At 69.4% G+C, this 17,182-nt stretch carries 19 protein-coding genes and 1 pseudogene; 11 read left to right on the forward strand and 9 right to left on the reverse strand.

Going from position 1 to position 17,182, the window contains the following annotated elements:
- Positions 1-555: MBL fold metallo-hydrolase (locus tag ACTWPP_RS43340; RefSeq protein ID WP_443110314.1), on the reverse strand; the 555-nt coding region annotated here is incomplete at its 3' end.
- Positions 556-666: 111 nt separating this feature from the next.
- Entirely contained in the window at positions 667-894 is a 228-nt protein-coding gene (locus ACTWPP_RS43345) for a hypothetical protein (RefSeq protein WP_443110315.1), read from the reverse strand.
- 247 nt (positions 895-1,141) lie between these two features.
- On the opposite strand from ACTWPP_RS43345, the gene ACTWPP_RS43350 reads away from it, so the two are divergent.
- On the forward strand, positions 1,142-1,960 hold the full coding sequence (locus ACTWPP_RS43350; RefSeq protein WP_443110316.1) for an MFS transporter: 819 nt from the start codon (positions 1,142-1,144) through the stop codon (positions 1,958-1,960).
- A 545-nt stretch (positions 1,961-2,505) separates the two neighbouring features.
- The gene (locus ACTWPP_RS43355; RefSeq protein ID WP_443110317.1) at positions 2,506-2,775 is read left to right on the forward strand and encodes a hypothetical protein; all 270 of its coding nucleotides are present in this window, start codon (positions 2,506-2,508) and stop codon (positions 2,773-2,775) included.
- A 142-nt stretch (positions 2,776-2,917) separates the two neighbouring features.
- Here the strand turns inward: ACTWPP_RS43355 and ACTWPP_RS43360 are convergent, their stop codons facing one another.
- Entirely contained in the window at positions 2,918-3,781 is an 864-nt protein-coding gene (locus ACTWPP_RS43360) for an NAD(P)H-binding protein (RefSeq protein WP_443110318.1), read from the reverse strand.
- 126 nt (positions 3,782-3,907) lie between these two features.
- Here ACTWPP_RS43360 and soxR point away from each other — a divergent pair, with 126 nt between their 5' ends.
- A complete protein-coding gene (gene soxR / locus ACTWPP_RS43365) occupies positions 3,908-4,354 on the forward strand; it encodes a redox-sensitive transcriptional activator SoxR (RefSeq protein WP_443110347.1) in 447 nt (148 codons plus the stop codon).
- A 211-nt stretch (positions 4,355-4,565) separates the two neighbouring features.
- On the opposite strand, the gene ACTWPP_RS43370 is transcribed toward soxR, so the two are convergent.
- Entirely contained in the window at positions 4,566-4,865 is a 300-nt protein-coding gene (locus ACTWPP_RS43370) for a hypothetical protein (protein ID WP_443110319.1), read from the reverse strand.
- A gap of 399 nt (positions 4,866-5,264) precedes the next feature.
- Between ACTWPP_RS43370 and ACTWPP_RS43375 the strand changes: the two genes are divergently transcribed.
- From ACTWPP_RS43375 to ACTWPP_RS43410, 8 genes and pseudogenes are all read left to right on the forward strand, one after another.
- Positions 5,265-5,390 (forward strand): hypothetical protein, encoded by a 126-nt coding sequence (locus tag ACTWPP_RS43375; protein WP_443110320.1) that lies wholly within the window; start codon positions 5,265-5,267, stop codon positions 5,388-5,390.
- Positions 5,357-5,629, forward strand: a complete 273-nt coding sequence (locus ACTWPP_RS43380) for a hypothetical protein (RefSeq protein WP_443110321.1) — start codon at positions 5,357-5,359, stop codon at positions 5,627-5,629. Before ACTWPP_RS43375 ends, ACTWPP_RS43380 begins: the two co-directional genes overlap by 34 nt.
- A gap of 401 nt (positions 5,630-6,030) precedes the next feature.
- Positions 6,031-6,438, forward strand: coding sequence for a MerR family transcriptional regulator (locus ACTWPP_RS43385; protein WP_443110322.1), 408 nt, complete (start codon positions 6,031-6,033; stop codon positions 6,436-6,438).
- Positions 6,439-6,773: 335 nt separating this feature from the next.
- Positions 6,774-7,698: pseudogene (locus ACTWPP_RS43390) on the forward strand (ATP-binding cassette domain-containing protein).
- Positions 7,695-8,504, forward strand: coding sequence for an ABC transporter permease subunit (locus ACTWPP_RS43395; RefSeq protein ID WP_443110323.1), 810 nt, complete (start codon positions 7,695-7,697; stop codon positions 8,502-8,504). The pseudogene ACTWPP_RS43390 and the gene ACTWPP_RS43395 overlap by 4 nt, the downstream one beginning before the upstream one ends.
- A gap of 45 nt (positions 8,505-8,549) precedes the next feature.
- The gene (locus tag ACTWPP_RS43400; RefSeq protein WP_443110324.1) at positions 8,550-9,842 is read left to right on the forward strand and encodes a sensor histidine kinase; all 1,293 of its coding nucleotides are present in this window, start codon (positions 8,550-8,552) and stop codon (positions 9,840-9,842) included.
- Positions 9,839-10,486 (forward strand): response regulator transcription factor, encoded by a 648-nt coding sequence (locus ACTWPP_RS43405; protein WP_443110348.1) that lies wholly within the window; start codon positions 9,839-9,841, stop codon positions 10,484-10,486. The genes ACTWPP_RS43400 and ACTWPP_RS43405 overlap by 4 nt, the downstream gene beginning before the upstream one ends.
- A gap of 88 nt (positions 10,487-10,574) precedes the next feature.
- Positions 10,575-11,195: a TetR/AcrR family transcriptional regulator gene (locus ACTWPP_RS43410; RefSeq protein ID WP_443110325.1), complete on the forward strand. Its 621-nt coding sequence runs from the start codon at positions 10,575-10,577 to the stop codon at positions 11,193-11,195.
- A gap of 5 nt (positions 11,196-11,200) precedes the next feature.
- Here the strand turns inward: ACTWPP_RS43410 and ACTWPP_RS43415 are convergent, their stop codons facing one another.
- The 5 genes from ACTWPP_RS43415 to ACTWPP_RS43435 form a co-directional block, all read right to left on the reverse strand.
- Positions 11,201-11,848, reverse strand: a complete 648-nt coding sequence (locus ACTWPP_RS43415; RefSeq protein ID WP_443110326.1) for a DUF6962 family protein — start codon at positions 11,846-11,848, stop codon at positions 11,201-11,203.
- A gap of 127 nt (positions 11,849-11,975) precedes the next feature.
- Complete coding sequence (locus ACTWPP_RS43420) at positions 11,976-13,370, reverse strand: oligopeptide/dipeptide ABC transporter ATP-binding protein (RefSeq protein ID WP_443110327.1); 1,395 nt, start codon at positions 13,368-13,370, stop codon at positions 11,976-11,978.
- Complete coding sequence (locus ACTWPP_RS43425) at positions 13,370-14,236, reverse strand: ABC transporter permease (RefSeq protein ID WP_443110328.1); 867 nt, start codon at positions 14,234-14,236, stop codon at positions 13,370-13,372. The genes ACTWPP_RS43420 and ACTWPP_RS43425 overlap by 1 nt, the downstream gene beginning before the upstream one ends.
- On the reverse strand, positions 14,223-15,353 hold the full coding sequence (locus ACTWPP_RS43430) for an ABC transporter permease (RefSeq protein WP_443110329.1): 1,131 nt from the start codon (positions 15,351-15,353) through the stop codon (positions 14,223-14,225). The genes ACTWPP_RS43425 and ACTWPP_RS43430 overlap by 14 nt, the downstream gene beginning before the upstream one ends.
- Positions 15,346-17,142, reverse strand: coding sequence for an ABC transporter substrate-binding protein (locus ACTWPP_RS43435; RefSeq protein ID WP_443110330.1), 1,797 nt, complete (start codon positions 17,140-17,142; stop codon positions 15,346-15,348). The genes ACTWPP_RS43430 and ACTWPP_RS43435 overlap by 8 nt, the downstream gene beginning before the upstream one ends.
- Between the last annotated feature and the right edge of the window lie 40 nt (positions 17,143-17,182).

Raw genomic sequence — 17,182 nt, forward strand, 5'->3', positions numbered from 1 at the left:
CAGGCGGCCGTCCAGGGGGAGCTGGTCCATCTTGAAGTCGCCGGTGTGCAGGACCGTGCCCGCACCGGTGGTGATCGCGACCGCGAGCCCGTCCGGGATCGAGTGGTTCACCGCGTAGAACCGGCAGGAGAACGGGCCAATGGTCTCCTCGTCACCCTCGCGGACCTGCAGGGAGTGGGGGCGCAGACGGTGCTCGGCGAGCTTGGCCTCGATCAGCGCCAGGGTGAGGCGGGAGCCGATGAGGGGGATGTCGGGCCGCTCGCGCAGCAGGTAGGGCAGGCCGCCGATGTGGTCCTCGTGGCCGTGCGTGAGCACCACGGCGACGACGTCGTCCAGCCGGTCGGTGATGGCGGTGAAGTCCGGCAGGATCAGGTCGACGCCCGGCTGATCCGGGTCGGGGAACAGCACACCGCAGTCGACGATCAGCAACTTCCCGCCGTACTCGAAGACCGTCATGTTGCGGCCGATCTCACCGAGACCGCCCAGCGCCACGATCCGCAGCCCGCGGCTTGGCAGTGCCGGTGGCGGGCCGAGTTCCGGGTGCGGATGGCTCATGCGGTCATCGACCCGGGCTCATCTGACACAGTCGGGGCTCCCATCGTCCTCGCTGCCTTGTGCAGCCGCCTGGTTCTACTATGTCGCAAGTGAAGATTTGATCGCCGATGGTCACAGCGGCATGCGCCGCACGTGCTCGGTCACCCAGATCCAGGCACCGTCGGCCTCGTTGAGACGGCGCTGGACCTGCTCCACCTCGTCGAGGTGGAGTTCGAGGACCGGCTGCCACCGGCCATGCACACGATCTTCGAAGTAGACGTGCTCGCCGTCGGTGCGCAGGCGCAGCGCCTGCAATGTCTGCGGTGCGCCCTCGTGCGGCTGGATTCGGTAGGTCGGCATGATCCCTCTCGTGTCGGTCGGCCCCGCCTGCCGCCGCACGGCGGGGCGGGCGGCAGCGGCCACTCCGACAGCACTCTACTCTTACGTGAGAAGAGAGTGTGAACGCGGGGGATGTTGATCACGGGCACGGAAGACGGATACGAGGAGCGATTCTGAGCAAGGCGACCGAGGCACGCGGTCCGGCACCGCACCGGCCATCGGCACCGACCGCCGGACCCAGTGGCGGATCCTCTTCGGCGCCACCGCCGTGCTGGCGCTGACCGGTCCCGGGCAGACGGCGGGGCTGTCGGTCTTCACCGAGCCGCTGATCGAGGACCTGGACATCTCGCGCACCCGGCTCAGCGGCGCCTACCTGGCCGCGACCCTGACCGGGGCCGCGCTGCTGCCCCTGGTGGGCCGGGCCCTGGACCGCTTCGGGGTGCGCAGCCTGGCGACGTGCGCCGCCGTGCTGTTCGGCGCGATGCTGGCCGGATGCGCGACGGTGGGCTCGATCTGGGGGCTCACCGCCGGTCTGGCCGGGCTCCGCCTGTCCGGACAAGGCGCGCTCAGCCTGCTCGCCACCACCACCGTCGCGCTGTGGTTCACCCGCAACCGCGGCACGTCCCTGGGACTGGTGACCTCGGTCGGCGCCGCCGGCATCTCGGTGACGCCCGTGCTCACCGAACGGCTGATCGCAGCGACCGACTGGCGGACGGCCTGGCTGATCCAGGGACTCGTCATCTGGGCGATCCTGATCCCGGTCGGCCTGTACGTCCTCCGGGGCCGTCCGCCCGTGACCGTCCTCGACACCCCTTCCGCCGCCGGTGACGGATGGACAGTGGGACGTGCGATGCACACCGCCGCCTTCTGGACCATCATCGCGACCGTCTGCTGCCAAGGCATGCTGACCACCGCCGTCGCCTTCCACCAGGTGTCCCTGCTCGGGGAGCACGGCCTGTCACCGACCGAGGCCGCCGCGAACTTCCTGCCCCAGACCATGGCCGGACTCGCCGCGGCCTTCCTCGTCGGCGCACTGGCCGACCGCTTCCCCCACGCTTCGTCCTCGCCGCCAGCCTGGCCGTGCTGACGGCCGGACTGCTCTAGACGCCCCTCCTGGGGCCCGGCCTCAGCGCCATCACGTTCGGGCTGCTGCTCGGCGCCGCCGGAAACGGCATCCGCACCCTGGAAGCCTCCATCGTCCCGGACTACTTCGGCACCGCCCACATCGGCGCCCTCCGCGGAATCATCCACGCCGCCACCGTCGCCTCCACCGCGTTCGGCCCCATCCTGCTGGCACTGGGACACGACCTGGCCAACTCCTACACGCCGCCCCTCATGCTCTCCGCCGCCGTCCCGGCACTGATCGGATTCTCGTGGTCCTCGTGCGGCCACCGCGCCACCCGGGCCGCGGGGCGACGGCGGACGCTGACCGTGTAGCCCACCTATGCGGACGTCAAGGATAGAACGCGGCAACCGCTCCGAGGACACGGGCCTTCCTGGAAGGCCCCCCGGCACCCGTACCCTGGCCACCTGGACGGCGGTGAGCCTGGCCGGTGCTCCCGCACACCCTCCTCACCATGATCATCGGCCTGCGCGTCACGCCATGACTCGTGAAGCACATCGACGACCCTCGTGACCACCGGCGCCCTCACCGCCGCGGGCTTCCTCTGGCAGAGCACCATCACCCCCGACAACGGCTACATTCCCGGCGTGCTCGGCCCGGCGATCCTCATCTCGATCGGCGGTGGCCCGCTGAACGCGCCGCTGACCACCACCGTCACCTCGGGCGTCGCCGAACATGACGCCGAGGCCGCCTCCGGCCTGATGAACACCGCCAAGCAAGTCGGCGGCGCCCTCGGGGCAGTGGGACTTTCCGGCCGAGATCTCACGCTTAGGACTTAGGTCAAAGAGCTGATCGCTTGGCCCGCCGGTCATCACAGGTCGTCGTGGTCGTCGCGCTCCAGCTATTGCACCGTGGTGAGCACCTGCTCCGTAGGGCTATGTGCTGAGCGCGGTCGGCGGATAGGTGTCGGCGGTTGTGGCGTTACCGAGGGCGGAAGTCGCCGGCGTGGTCGAGTGCCCACTGCCGAAACGTGCGTGCGGGTGTGCCGGTGACCTTCTCGACCGTGTGGGTGATCGGTTCCGGGTTGTCGACCATGTCCGCCCACGCGCGCAGCGCGTGCTCCACGAAGCTCTCGTCACCCCAGTCGGCGAGCAGTTGCTTGCGCGCCTCCTCCGGTGACAGTTCCTCCCAGCGCACCTCGCGGCCGATTACCTCGCCGATGATCCGGGCCTGTTCGGCCTGTGTGACGATCTCCGGCCCGGTCAGCGAGTAGGCCGCGCCGATGTGCTTGTTCTCCAGCAGCGCCTGGACGGAGACGGTCGCGATGTCAGCCTCGTGAATGAGTGACCGGCCGGCATCGCCATACGGCCAGCGGACAACACCGTCGGTGCGGATCTGGTCCGCCCAGCCGAGGACGTTGGTGGCGAACCCGCCGGGTCGGACGAAGGTCCATTCCAGGCCGGAACGTTCGATCAGGACCTCGACCTCGCCCCAGAAGCCGTCTGGGCGGGAGTCGCCGTTACCCATCGCGGAGAGGTAGACGATCCGCCGCGTGTGCTTGGCGATCGCGTCCACGACGGCGGGGGCGGTGGCAGTGGAGAACAGCGGCCACAGCAGGAAGACCGCGTCCACGCCGTCGAACGCCGCGCCGAGTGTGCCTGGTGCATCCATGTCCCCGTGGACTGTCTCGACGCCGGCAGGGAGTGGTGCCGTGTCGGGGTTGCGGGTCATGGCGCGGACGTTGACGCAGGCGTCGAGGAGTTGGGTGACGACATGGCGGCCGACGTTGCCGGTCGCGCCGGTGACAAGGATTGTGCCGGTAGGGGCCGGATCGGTCTGGGGCATGCGTTGCTCCACTTCGTGTGAGGGCCGCCCGCACAATGGTCGGGCGGCAGGCTGGAACGAGCTCGCCTGCCATGCTCAGACTTAAACATTGGTTTAAGTCAAGATAGTGTGGTCGCCATGACCTCTCTGGCTCCGGACGCAGATGTGCTGACCATCGGCGAGCTCGCCGAACGCAGCGGCGTTCCGGCCTCAGCGCTGCGCTTCTACGAGCGGCAGGGGCTTATTCGCAGCCGTCGGACATCGGGGAACCAGCGCCGGTACACGCGCGCGACGCTGCGTCAGGTCGCCTTCATCAAGGCCTCGCAATCCGTCGGCATCCCGCTTGATGACATCGGCGGCGTGCTTGCGTTCCTCCCGGCCGACACGGCGCCCACACAGGAGTTCTGGGAGCGTGCGTCGGCGTGCTGGAAGGACATGCTCAACGTCCGGATCAAGCGGATGGTGCGGATGCGGGACCTGTTCACCGAGTGCATCGGCTGTGGTTGCCTCTCCTTCGACCAGTGCGCCCTCATCAACCCGGGGGACAAACTCAGCCGACACGGACCGGGGCCGCGCCGGTTGCTCAAGGATTGAGAGCACGGCTGTGAATCACCGGCACGTACCGGAATACCGGTGACGCGGCCCACCACGACGAGGACCGCTCCGCCGCCGGATCAACTGCCTCACCTTGGCCCACGCTGTCTGGGAAGGTGATGCGTCGCATTCACCGGGTTTCGGCCTGGAGTACGCGCCGCAGCGGCGGCCGGCCGGGTCGGTCTGGGCGGTGATCGCGGCGGAGGTCTCCTCACCGAGCGTTGCCCGGCGTTCTTCGTACCGCTGCTCCGGCCTGCACGTTGGGCAGGTACTTCAACCCGGACGGACTCTCCACCGGCGGATCCAGCCAGCCATGATCACCACCGGAGAGCTCCAACCGGCGGTGAACGTCGACGATCTCTGCCAGAGGCAGCCGCAGGACGACCACCCAGGGCGGGGACGCTCCCATGCGGCAACTCTCGGCGTACACGCAGAACTCGTCCATCCTGAGCCGGTGCGCCTCCACCCGATGCTCCTCCCCGCCGACCATCCGAAACCGATAGAGGGGCATCCAACCTCCGGGAGCCTCGCACCCTACTCTCACGTTATTGTAGAGTGTGACCGTTACAGTACCCCTGGATTCCCGCCCCGGCCAGGCGCAGCGAGGACCGGCGATCAGAGGAGGAGCATTGGCGGGCTATCGCATCTACCTGGTCGACGGCGCGCGACAGGAGCTCTTGGCAGACCGGTGCAGGCACGCGGGTCCGCGCTACATCTTCGAACGGAAGAACGGTCCGGGAGTTGGCGCGTCGTCCACGAAGTGGACGTGGCCGATGTCGCCCAACTCCAGGACGGCGTGAACGTCGCCGACGACCGCCCACGCTCCTAGCCGTCCCGCGCCGCACCTTCACTCTCACTTCTCGTAAAGTTAGGTCGACGTCGCTGGTGCCCCAAGTGAAAGAGACAGACCGTGCGGCGAGACATCGCCTGCCCGCACTGCGGTGAGGAGGAGAACGTCGCCGGCCGCCCCGGGCCGGACGGCATCCAGATCGACTGCGAGGCATGTGGCGCCTCGTTCCCCGCGACGCCGCCGTAAGCTGCGCCACCTGCCGCGGCACCGACGTGATCCAGCGGCCCCGCGCCCTCACCCAGTTCTCGCGAGGCACCCAGCTGTCCATCACCAGCTGGAACCAGGCGCTGCTCTGCAGCTCCTGCGACGCCGCCATGGTGGGCCGCTCCAGCGAGGGCAAGCCCATCCCGCCGCACTTCCAGCCGGCCGCCGCCTTCAAACGCGACCCCGAATCACCGGACGACACCCAGATCATCCCCCGCTGACCAGGGCCTGATAGGACGCAGGCGACCCGGAGATGGACTCTGACCCTTGCAAGCGAGCTTGGCAGCGGCTCTCGCGTCCGATCCGACCCCATGTTGAAAAGTGGTCGCCTGCACATGGGCTGACGAGGTGAGCTTGGAGCTCAATCGTCCCGATACGCCGAGCCGCCCCTGAATGAAGTGGATGTGCTGGCCTGCCGGATGCCGTACGACACCGTGCCGGTACTTCTCGCCTGACATGGCGTGGGAGCGGCCTGAGCCGCCTTCGACACGGTGACGTGCCCTGTCGGCGGTGGAGCAACTGCGGACGGCCTACCGATCTGAGAACCTACTCTTACGTGAGGGTAATGACCCGGGTCGTTTCCTGATCACGACCCGCACTCGCCGGGGGAAGGGGTTGGACCTTGGCCGAGAAGGGCCTGGACATCGAAGAGGTGGTGGCGCGCACCGGCTTGAGCCCGCGGACCGTCCGGCACTACGCGCAATTGCGCCTGGTCGTGCCCTCCGTGGTCGAGGACACCAGAAGGCTGTATTCCGTTGACGACGTGGCACGGCTGCATCTGCTTCGGCGGATCCGCCCGATAGGATTCACGCTGCGTGAGATGCGGGAGCTGCTGGCCACGCTGCAGGTGATCGACAATCCCGTGGTCACCTATCAGCGACCCTATCTGCTGGAACGTCTGGAGATGTTCCAGGAGGTGGCTCGGTTCCGGACGGCGCGGCTGGCCGAAGAACTCCAGCAGGCCCGTCAGTTCACCGCCGCCATGGATGCCGAGATCGCCCGGTGCCGCCAGGACTTCGAACAACAATGAGAGGCCCTGTGACCCGTAGCGGCCACTTCGCCGGTGAACGGGCCGATGCCCGGTGACCTGGCCGCCGCTCCGAGGCCGAGTGCCCAGGCTGCGCCGCTGCCGCGCCGGGCGTGGTCTTGGTGAGTTCGGCCGGGGCGGGCACCGACGAAAGTCGTAACGGAAGTCCGCCGGAGGTTGCAGCCGCCCGGTTCGCGACGTCCGTTGGGGGGTGCGGGATATCCGCGCCCAGGCCGAGGCCACCGGTTGTCTTCGCCTTCTACGGTGATTGCTGATCAGGGAAAACACGCCGACAGCGACCCATTGCGAAGGTGGAAGATGCCCGAGAGGACGCCAGGATGATCGAGGCTGAGGGCCTGACGAAGAACTATGGTGACACGCGGGTCGTCGACGACCTGAGCTTCACCGTTCGCCCCGGCCGGGTGACCGGCTTTCTGGGTCCGAATGGGGCCGGGAAGACCACCACCATGCGGATGGTGCTGGGGCTGCACCGTCCCAGTGCGGGCACGGTCACGGTGAACGGGCGCCGGTATGGTGAGCTTGCCGCGCCGTTGCACGAGATCGGCGCCCTGCTGGACGCCAAGGCGATGCAACCGCCGCAGGCGGGCCTACCACCATCTGCTCTGTGTGGCGCAGAGCAACGGCATCGGCCGCCGCCGGGTCGAGGAAGTGCTGGCCATGGTCGGGCTGGCGGACGCGGCGCGCAAACGGGCCGGTGCCTTCTCGCTCGGGATGGCGCAGCGCCTGGGAATCGCCACCGCGCTCCTGGGCGATCCGGCGGTGCTGATGTTCGACGAGCCGGTCAACGGACTGGACCCCGAGGGGATGCTCTGGATCCGCAATCTCATGCGGGGGCTGGCCGACGAGGGGCGCACCGTCCTGGTCTCCAGTCACCTGCTGAGCGAGATGGCCCTGACCGCGGACCATCTGATCGTCATCGGGCGGGGCAGGCTGATCGCCGACTCCTCCACCGAGGACATCGTCCGGCAGAACGGGACCGGCGACGTGCTGGTGCGGGTCGAGAAGGGACCGGAGGAGGATTTCACCCGTGAGCTGAACTGGGCGGGCGGAAACGTCAGCCGCCGCGCGGACGGCGCCCTGCTGGTCGCGGGCCTGGACGGCGGCCGCATCGGGTCCCTGGCCATGAGCAGCGACACCGTGCTGTCCGAGCTCACCCCGCAGACCACCTCCCTGGAGGAGGCGTTCATGGAGATGACCCAGGACTACGTGGAGTATCAGGCCGGCGAAGGAGTGTCCCGATGAGCCATGTCATGGCGAGCGTGCCGCGTCCGGGATTCACCGATCTGCTGCGGTCGGAGTGGACGAAGGTCCGTACGCTGCGGTCGACGCACTACACGCTGCTGGCCTTCCTCCTCATCGGCGTGGGTCTGAGCGCGGCGATCGGCGTCGGCAACGCCGTCGCCTACCCCGACATGACCGCCCAGGAGCGGGCCGACTTCTCGCCCCTGGTCATGTCGCTGTACGGGGTGATCCTCTCCCAGCTCGCGCTGGCCACGCTGGGCATCACCGTGGTGACGGGTGAATACGCCACCGGGATGATGGGGCTCACCCTCGCCGCGGCCCCCCGGCGGGGCCGCCTGCTGGCCGCCAAGGCGATCGTCTTCACCGCGGTCGTCCTGATCGTCGGGGTCATCGGCGGGCTCGCCATGTTCGCGACCGCGCAAGCGATCTTCGCCGGACAGGACATGCCGTACCTGGGGCCGGACTCCCTGGGCGAGGCCGGGGTGCTGCGCGCGGTCGTCGGTGTGGGGCTCTATTGCGCGGCCCTGGGGTTGCTGGCCCTGGCCATCGGCACCCTGGTGCGGTGGACGGCGGGGGCCGTCGGCGCTCTGGTCGGCCTGATCGTTCTCGTTCCCTCCATGGGCGGCGCCCTGCCGGCCGAATGGGCGGCGGCCCTGGACAAGTACTGGCCTACCAACGCCGGGCTTCAGCTCGTGCTCAACGGGCAGGACGGGCTTCCGCCATGGTCCGGGTTCGGCCTGATGTGCACATTCGTGGCCGCCATGCTGACTGTGGCGTTCGTGGTCTTCCGCCGCCGGGACGTGTGACCTCATAGGATCCGACAGATGGCACCAATGGGGCGTGAGGGTGCGGTGAGCGAGGGAACGGAACGGCCCGGGTCGTTCCTCCAGCGGACGGTCGACCGGCTCGTGGCGATCGCCGGCTACCCGGTCACCGTCGTCCTCACGCTCATGCCGGGAGGGCTCGAAGAGGACGGCGGTGTCCTGCGGCGCAGCGAGTCGCCGAGCCTGGTCTTCCGCCATTTCCCCGAACTCCTGGTGGATGCCCCCCACGGAATATGGCCGGTCGTGGATCACTGGGCGGCCGGCCTGGCCTTCTTCGTCCTGATCCCCGCCGTGACCGCCTGGACGCTGCTGTACCGGCGTACCCGGCCGGGGAGGACGCTGGCCGTCGCCGTCGTTTCGCTGCTGCTGTTCGCCAACATCGCTCCCATCGCCGTGGCGCTCTACAGCCACGCGGCATGGTTCACCGACCGGCGCCGCCTGGCCGGCTGGACGGCGGCCGCGGCCATCGCTTTCATCGCCGGGCTGGGGTCGGCCGCCCTGACCTGGTCGGCGGCCGCGTTCGGCCTGGTCGCCTTCGCCGTCCCGGTAAGCCTGGGCCTGTGGACCGGAACCCGGCGGCGCCTCGTGGCCACCATGCGGGACCGCGCCGAACGGCTGGAGCGCGAGCAGCGACTCATGACCGAGCGGGCCACCATCGCCGAGCGCGCCCGTATCGCCCGGGAGATGCACGACGTGGTCGCCCACCGGGTCAGCCTCATGGTCCTGCAGGCCGGCGGGCTGGAGGTCTCGGTCTCCGACCCGGACGTCGCCGAATCCATCGGCCGGATCCGCGCGACCGGCCGGGAGGCGCTGGGCGACCTGCGTGAAGTCCTGGGCGTCCTGCGCGACGAGTTCGATCCGCGGGCCCCGACCGCGCCCCAGCCGGGCCTGACCGATCTCCCGCTGCTGGTGGACGACTGCCGCTCGGCGGGCATGGCCGTACAGTACGAGAAGACCGGCACCGTCCGGGAGCTGCCCGCGCGGCTCCAGCGAGCCGCCTACCGGGTCGCACAGGAGGCCCTGACCAACGCCGGAAAGCACGCCCCCGCAAGTCCAGTCCGGCTGACGCTCGAATACCGGCCCGAGGCGTTCTCCGTGACCGTGCACAACACCGGATCGGCGCGTCCCGGCGAGCTCCCCACCAGCGGATACGGGCTGGCGGGGCTGCGCGAGCGGGTCGCCCTCGCCGGCGGCGAGCTTGACGCCGGGCCGCTGCCGGACGGGGACTGGCGGGTCCGCGCCGTGTTCCCGGACGCGACCGGCGGCCCCGCCCCGCGCAGCCCCGACAGCGGGCGTGCCCCGGCCGAGGAGCCGTCCTGATCCGGGCACTGATCGTCGACGACGAGCGGCTCGTCCGGCACAGCCTGCGGATGATCCTCAACGCCGCGCCCGACATCGAGGTGGTCGGCGAGGGCGGCGACGGTCACGAGGCAGTCGCGCTGGCCGGCGAACTGCACCCCGACGTCGTGCTGCTGGACATCCGGATGCCCCGGGCCGACGGTCTCACCGCCACCGCCCGGCTCACGCACCTGCCCCGTCCCCCCGCCGTTCTGGTCCTCACCACATTCGACCTCGACGAATACGTCCACCAGGCCCTGCGTGTGGGCGCCCGGGGATTCCTGCTCAAGGACACGCCGCCGCACGACCTGATCGCCGCCGTCCGCACGCTGCACCAGGGAGAGGCGCTGCTGGCCCCCAGCGTCACCAAGCGCCTGCTGGAGCGGTTCGCCACCGCCGCCGCCCGCGACACCACCGCGGCCGCCCGCCGGCTGGAGATCCTCAGCGAACGGGAACGGGCCGTACTCATCGCGATCGGGCGCGGCATGTCCAACGCCGAGGCCGGGGAATCGCTCGGAATGCGGGAGGCGACCGTGAAGGCCCATGTCAGCCGCATCCTCGGCAAGCTGCACCTCACCAACCGCGTGCAGGCGGCCATCCTCGCCCACGACGCCGGCTGGGTCTGAGCGTCCGACACCCTTCGGCACATTGCTAACGAACGCACGTTAGTATTGCCCATTGAAAGGCACCCAACTGAAGAAAGCGAAGAGTGTGATGACGACGGAATCGCGACGCCGCAAGCGTGAACCTTCGACGGCCGGCGGCCAGAACACCCGCGCGAACATCAAGCGGGAGGCCGTACGGCTCTTCCGGGAGAAGGGGTTCGAATCGGCGACGTTGCGGGAACTCGCCGCGACCGTCGGCATCGAGGCCGCCAGCATCTACAACCACTTCCCCTCCAAGCATGATCTGCTGGCCGACATCCTCATCACCACCGTGCAGGAGGTCCTCGGCGAGGTGCGCACCGCCGTATCTGCAGCGGACGAGAACGATCCGCGCGCGCAGATCCGCGCGGCCATTACCGCCTGGGTGCTCGCCCACGGCCCCCGCCTCGACGAGGCCTACCTCAGCGACGTCGAGCGCCGGTCACTGCGACCGGCGGACGCCGAGGAACTGGACACCCTGCGACGGGAGCTTTCGGGCACCGTCCGCGGGATCGTGCACCGGGGTTGCGAGCAGGGTGTCTTCGTCACCGAGGATGCCGACGTCGCGTCGGCGCTGGTGATGTCCACCTGCGCACGGCTGGGCTCCTGGTACCGCCGGGACGGTCGCCTCGGCTTGCCCGTGGTCGCCGACATAGTCAGCGCGTCGGTGCTCCGGATGCTCGGCGCCTGAAGCGGTCATGGCATGGGAGGCCCCCTGCCCGACGATCTTTGGACTCGCGCCAGCCGATCTCCCTGGCGCGTCCCGGTTCCGTGGACGATGGCCGCGTACAGCACCAGGATGCCGGGGATCAGCGCGAGATGGGACAGGGACGTCGGATTCAGGCCGGTGCGGGCGGTGACGGAGTCCGGCAGCACGAACGCGACACCCGCCAGCCCGTGCGCCAGCAGGGCGAGGATCATGCCCTTCGCCATGTGGTGCCGGATGGCCGCCGCGTAGATCCAAAGCCCCAGCACGCAGGCCATCGTGGCGCTCTCGGCCACCACCAGCGCGACCAGCCCGGTTCGCCCGAGCACGATCGCCACCGCGTACGCGGCAACCCCCACGGCGCGGACGGCCACCACGATCCTGACCCCGCGCGGGCTGAGAATCTCCTGGGCGGATCCTATGAGCAGATAGGAGATCGCGAGCACGACCAGCACACCCACGACGATCCAGGCGGCGTCCGTATGGAACAGGCCGTGGTAGACCGCCCCCGCCAGGGCACTGCCCCCGGCGAACCAGAACGTCATGTGCCAGGCGCGGAGGACACCGCGCACGCGAAGCAGCGCCACCGCACAGGCGAAGGTGACCAAGGCCAGGATCAGGTTGGTGGTCGCCTCCATAGTCCTCGTGTATCCCGGCTCCCGCGGCCCAATCTCACCGGACTCGGCCATCGAGACCAGGCCTAGTGTCACTGGCCGGCTTGGAAAGGCAGGGATGACCGGAGCGGCTGCCGGGCTTCCTGAGCCGTCACGTCACGCCGCGGGCCTCGGGCCTGGGAGCGCCGGCCGGATCGGGGTCGGTGGCCGGGTAGTGGCACGCGACGTATCGGCCGGGAGCCGTCCTCTGGATCTCCGGCTCCTCCCGGGCGCAGCGCGGTCGGGCCTGTGGGCACCGGGTGCGGAACCGGCAGCCGGACGGGGGGTCGAGCGGTGAGGGGATCTCGCCGTTCGTGGTGGGGGCGGCGCGGGGATCGATCGCGGGATCGGGGACGGGGATCGCGTTCACCAGAACCCGGGTGTAGGGGTGGTGGGGGCGGGCGAACAGGTCGTCCGGTGACGCCACCTCGCAGATCTTGCCGAGGTACATGACGACGACGCGGTCGCTGATGTTCTTCACCACCGCCAGGTCGTGCGCGATGAAGATCAGTGAGATGCCGTACTTGTCCTTCAGGTCCTTGAGCAGGTTCAGCACCTGGGCTTGGACCGACACGTCCAGGGCGGACACCGGCTCGTCGCAGATGATCACCTCGGGTTCCGTGATCAGCGCCCGGGCGAGGGAGATCCGCTGGGCCTGTCCGCCGGAGAATTCGTGCGGCCTGCGGTCGAGGGCGGTGCCGGGGTCGATGCCGACGTCTTCGAGAACTCGGCGGACCTTCTCCCCGGCCTCCTCCCGGAACCGGCGCCGGCCACGCCTGATACGGACCCACCGGGGCACCGCTGACAGTGGTATGAGGGCGACCAGGCCGAGCCAGGCCACGGTGGTGGCCGCGAACATCGCGGCGATCGGAGCCACTGCGGCCAGTGAGCCGAGCATGACCGCGTTCCCGGCCGTTCCGGCGATACCGCCGTCGCGGGTGCCGCCGGCCCGCTCGGGACCCGCCGCCGTGGCCACGACCCAGATCATCAGACCGGCGAGGAACGCCACGAGCGCCACCGTCGCAAGGCGGCGTACCAGCGGATGCCGCCACCACCGCAGCATCGCCGGGACGTACCGCTCCCACAACCGGATCACCGGCGAACGGCGAAAAGACTCCAGCCACCGGACCGTGAGCGGCTCGGTCACGATCTCGCCGATCCGATGGCGCGGGTTCAGCGACGCGACCGGGTCCTGGAAGACCATCTGGAGGCGACTGCGGACGTCCCGCATCCCCACGGCTCCGGTCGCCGCCAGATCGGTATCGCCGAGCAGCACGCGACCCGAATCAGGCGGCGGCACCCGCATGATCGCCTTGGCGATCGTGGACTTCCCGCAGCCCGACTCGCCGACGATGCCGAGCGTCTCGCCGTCCACCAGGTCGATGCTGACGTCGCTGACGGCGTGGACCCGTCCGCGACGGGTCGGGAACTCCACCATCAGGTGCTCGGCCCGCAGGACCGGACCGCAGCGCTCATCGCGCAGGTGGGCGGTACCACTGCCTGCCATCAGATGCCCCTCTCCCGCGTGTCCGACTTGTCGCGGAGCCGGTCGCCCAGCACGTTGAGGGCCAGGACCGTCAAGAACATGAACAGCGACGGGAACAACACCGTGTGCGGCGCCTCGTCGAGCTGCGCGCGACCGTTGTGGATCATGAGACCCCAGCTCACACCGGTGACGTCCCCGATGCCGAAGAAGGCCAGCGCCGCCTCCACCACGATGAGGACCGCCAGCCCCACGAAGGCGAACGAGACCATGGCCGGCAGAACGTTCGGCAGCACCTCGCGCAGCATGATCCGCAGATCGCGGGCGCCCATCGTCCGTGACACCAGCACGAACTCCCGTTCAGCCCAGATCATCGTCTGCGCGCGAGCCACCCTGGCTATGGCCGGTACGGCGAGGATCGCCAGCGCGATGGCCACCCACACTGTCTGGCGCTGCGGAGATGCCGTCCCCGGCGGAGCGAAGAACGCCACCAAGGCGAGCGCCATGACCAGCCCGGGAATGGACAGCATGACGTTGAGGAGCGCCACGATGGCGGTGTCGAGAGCACGGCGGTAGTAGCCCGCTACCATCCCGAGGGCCCCGCCGACCACGAGGCCGGCGATGGTGGCGACGGTCGCCACCGCCAGCGATCGCCGGGCGCCGTGGATCGTCTGGCTGAAGACGTCGTGGCCGATGCCGTCGGCGCCGAACCAGTGTTCGGCCGACGGGCCGTCCCGGCTGACGCCCCGGAAGGTGGCCGCGGGGTCCTTCAGTGGAAGCAGGTCGGCGAGGGCCGCGGCGAGCACGAGCACCACCAGCCACGCGGCCGACACCCGGAACCAGAGCCCCGGTCCGCGCGCCTCGCCTCCCCCGCCGTCACGCCGCGGCATGGCGCATCCTCGGATCCAGAACGGCGTACAGGAGGTCGACCAGGAAGTTGATCAGTACGAAGCCGACCGCGGTCACGACGACGATCGCCTGCACGACGAGGAAGTCCTTCTGGAAGATGGCGGTGGCCACCATGGTCCCCAGCCCCGGGAGCAGGAACAGCGTCTCGATGATCAGTGCGCCGCCGATGAGCGTCCCGGTGTTGACGCCCACGACCGTCAGCAGCGTGAACGAGGAGGGGCGCAGCGCATGGCCCCACAGGATCCGCCGGTCTCCGGCGCCTTTCGCCTTGGCGGTCGTGACGAAGTTCTCCTGGAGCGTACCGATCATGTCGGATCTCAGGATGCGCATGTATCCCGCGGCCTGACCGAGAGCGAGTGCGAGCGTCGGCATGGCCATGTGCCGGAAGTGCTGGACCGGGTCCTGCCCGAGCGGCACGTAACTCGTGGCGGGGAACGCCTCGACGCCCACCGCCATACCGCCGATAGCCACGCCGCCGAGGGCGAGGAACAGGATGAGCACGACCGCGAGAACGTAGTTCGGGATCGAGAGAACGCCCAGTGCCACCGTGCTGGTGACGCGGTCGCCCCGCCGCCCGGCCCGGTACGCCGCGTACACGCCGGCGGGTACGGCCAGGGCCAGGGAGACGACCTGCGCGTACAGCATCAGCTGCAACGACACCGGGAGCGCGTCGGCGATCGCCGCGGACACCTCCTGGCCCTGGATCGCCGACCGGCCCAGGTCGCCGCGGACCGCATCGCTCAGCCATATCAGGTAGCGGGTATGGAGCGGCTCGTCGAGGTGGAACTCCGCAACGATCGCCGCCACGCCTTCCTCGGTCGCGCCGGGGCCGAGGATGCCGTAGGCGAGATCGCGCGTATCGCCCCGGCCGTTCTGCAGGTAGAAGGTGAACGCCGTGACCAGCAGCAGCGTCGGTACCAGGAACAGTAGCCGCTTCAGCACGTACATGCCGTTGACGGCGGCGGCACCCGCGATCACCAGCGCCAGCGCACCGGCGAGCGTCCACTGGGCGGGAAGGCCGGCAGCCCAGCCCCCGAGGAGGACGATCGCCGCGCCCGCCACCGCCGCCGGCCCCGGATCGCGGAGCACGCTACTCACACCGGCCCTTCTCGCACCACACCTGTCCCAGCGGGTGCAGGGCCGAGAAGGCGAGTCCCACGCCCTTCGCGCCGCCCGGCAGGATGCTGTTCACCTGGTCGTTGACATGGGGACCGGAGACGATGCCCCACACCTCCCAGTTCAGCCACAGGTTGTAGACCTGCTCCCCGAAGCGCCGGTTGATGGCCTCGGCGGCGGCAGTGCGCGCCTGCTTGTCCGGGTTCGTTCGGATGATCGCGAGGTTCCGGTCGATCACCCCGTCGGAGAACCTGCCGAAGTTCAGGGCCGGCTCACCGATCGGGGCTGAGGAGGAACTGGTCCACCAGGGGAACTGCTCGTCCGGGTCTGTGCCTGCATGGCCCGACCAGGGGATCAGCTCGAAGTCGCCGTTGAGGCCCAGGCCGATGTACCGGCCCTGCTCGACCACCGCCGTATCGACGTTGACACGGTCACCGAGCGCCTGCCGCCACATCGAAATGATCAGCTGGTTCGTCTGCGTGCTGCCCGGGTCACTGGTGGCGTTGAGCGTGACCTCGATGCGGTCGGTACCGCGTTCCCGCAGACATTCGTCCATCTCCGCGCGGGCCGCCGCCACGTCGTAGGCGGGATATCCGGTGTCCTTCAGGTATCCGGACGATCCCGGTGGGAAGGGGCCGTTGGCGGGACGGGCGATCCCCGCACGCCGGTCCTCGACGAGCCGGTCGAGATCGACGGCGTGGGCGAGCGCCTTGCGGCAGGCCAGTGTCAGCAGCGGGTTGTCGGCGTTGGCTCCCTCCGGATCGAGGCGTTCGCCGGTGGTCTTGTTGGTCCCGGCGGCGACGTTGATCATCTGGTAGGTCGTGGCACCGAACCGGTCGCTGGTCACCGTCTCGTACTCGCCGTCCTGCAGGGAGTCGGTCAACGTGTCGCCGTCGCGTGTCTGCATGATGTCGAGCTGCCCGGAGCGCAACGCGTTGGACCGGCCGCCGTTGTCGGCGGCCACCACGAATTCGACGGAGTCGAGGTGGGGCAGCTTCTCGCCGGTGATCCCGTTCGGGCCGCGCCAGTAGTCGTCGTTGCGGACGGCGGTGAAGCCGTTGCCGTTGCCCGGTTCATAGGACTTGTACGCGAACTCACCGAGACCCACCGGTGCGGCCGGGTCGCCGTTCGCGGGAGTGGCGGCGAGTCCGGCGTCATAGAGCGGACCGCCCTTTTTGCGATGCGGCACGTCGGGCAGGCTTTGCAGCCATTTCTTGGAGAACATGTGCCCGCACGCCCCGTACGACAGGTGTGCGGGCAGTGCCACCCACGGCTTCCCGTCCCGTGTACGGATCGTGACGGTGCGGCCATCCGCGGTGATCGAGCCGATCGAGGTGAACGCTGAAGCGGTCAGCGGGCTGCCGGCGCATGTCTCGAGGTTGAACCTGACGGCCTCGGCGTCCAGTGGCGTGTCGTCGTGGAACCTGATCCCGTCGCGCACGGTGATCGTCCACTCCGTGTATCCGGCGTTGTGCTCGACCGATTCGGCGAGATACGGGACGGTGTCGCCGTTACTGTCGACGGCGAACAGGGAATCCGAGATCGCCGACAGGACGAGCAGGCAGGGCGCCGAGCAGGAGGCGCGGTAGGGGGCCCAAGGGTTGGCGGTGTCGGCTTCGACACCGTAGGTGAGGTGCCCGCCCCGCACGGGGTTGCCCTCGCTGCGGGTGGTGTTCTGGTTCGGTCCGCCGGCGGCGTCATCGCGGCCACCGTCACCGCTGCACGCGGTGGCCGCCAGCATGAGCACCGAGAAAGTGCCGAGCGTTTTCACGAGCCTGGGGTGCTTACGACGGGATACCAATGTCCCCCCT

This window comes from Actinomadura sp. 3N407, from assembly GCF_052245875.1.
In the GTDB taxonomy this organism is placed as follows: Bacteria; Actinomycetota; Actinomycetes; order Streptosporangiales; family Streptosporangiaceae; genus Spirillospora.

What these genes read in the sequence shown, in the direction of transcription:
- ACTWPP_RS43410 (WP_443110325.1), top strand. Translation starts at nt 10,575, where the DNA reads ATGACGACGGAATCGCGACGCCGCAAGCGTGAACCTTCGACGGCCGGC.
- ACTWPP_RS43345 (WP_443110315.1), bottom strand. Translation starts at nt 894, where the DNA reads ATGCCGACCTACCGAATCCAGCCGCACGAGGGCGCACCGCAGACATTG.
- ACTWPP_RS43415 (WP_443110326.1), bottom strand. Translation starts at nt 11,848, where the DNA reads ATGGAGGCGACCACCAACCTGATCCTGGCCTTGGTCACCTTCGCCTGT.
- ACTWPP_RS43425 (WP_443110328.1), bottom strand. Translation starts at nt 14,236, where the DNA reads ATGCCGCGGCGTGACGGCGGGGGAGGCGAGGCGCGCGGACCGGGGCTC.
- ACTWPP_RS43360 (WP_443110318.1), bottom strand. Translation starts at nt 3,781, where the DNA reads ATGCCCCAGACCGATCCGGCCCCTACCGGCACAATCCTTGTCACCGGC.
- ACTWPP_RS43420 (WP_443110327.1), bottom strand. Translation starts at nt 13,370, where the DNA reads ATGGCAGGCAGTGGTACCGCCCACCTGCGCGATGAGCGCTGCGGTCCG.
- ACTWPP_RS43395 (WP_443110323.1), top strand. Translation starts at nt 7,695, where the DNA reads ATGAGCCATGTCATGGCGAGCGTGCCGCGTCCGGGATTCACCGATCTG.
- ACTWPP_RS43380 (WP_443110321.1), top strand. Translation starts at nt 5,357, where the DNA reads ATGTGGCGCCTCGTTCCCCGCGACGCCGCCGTAAGCTGCGCCACCTGC.
- ACTWPP_RS43370 (WP_443110319.1), bottom strand. Translation starts at nt 4,865, where the DNA reads ATGCCCCTCTATCGGTTTCGGATGGTCGGCGGGGAGGAGCATCGGGTG.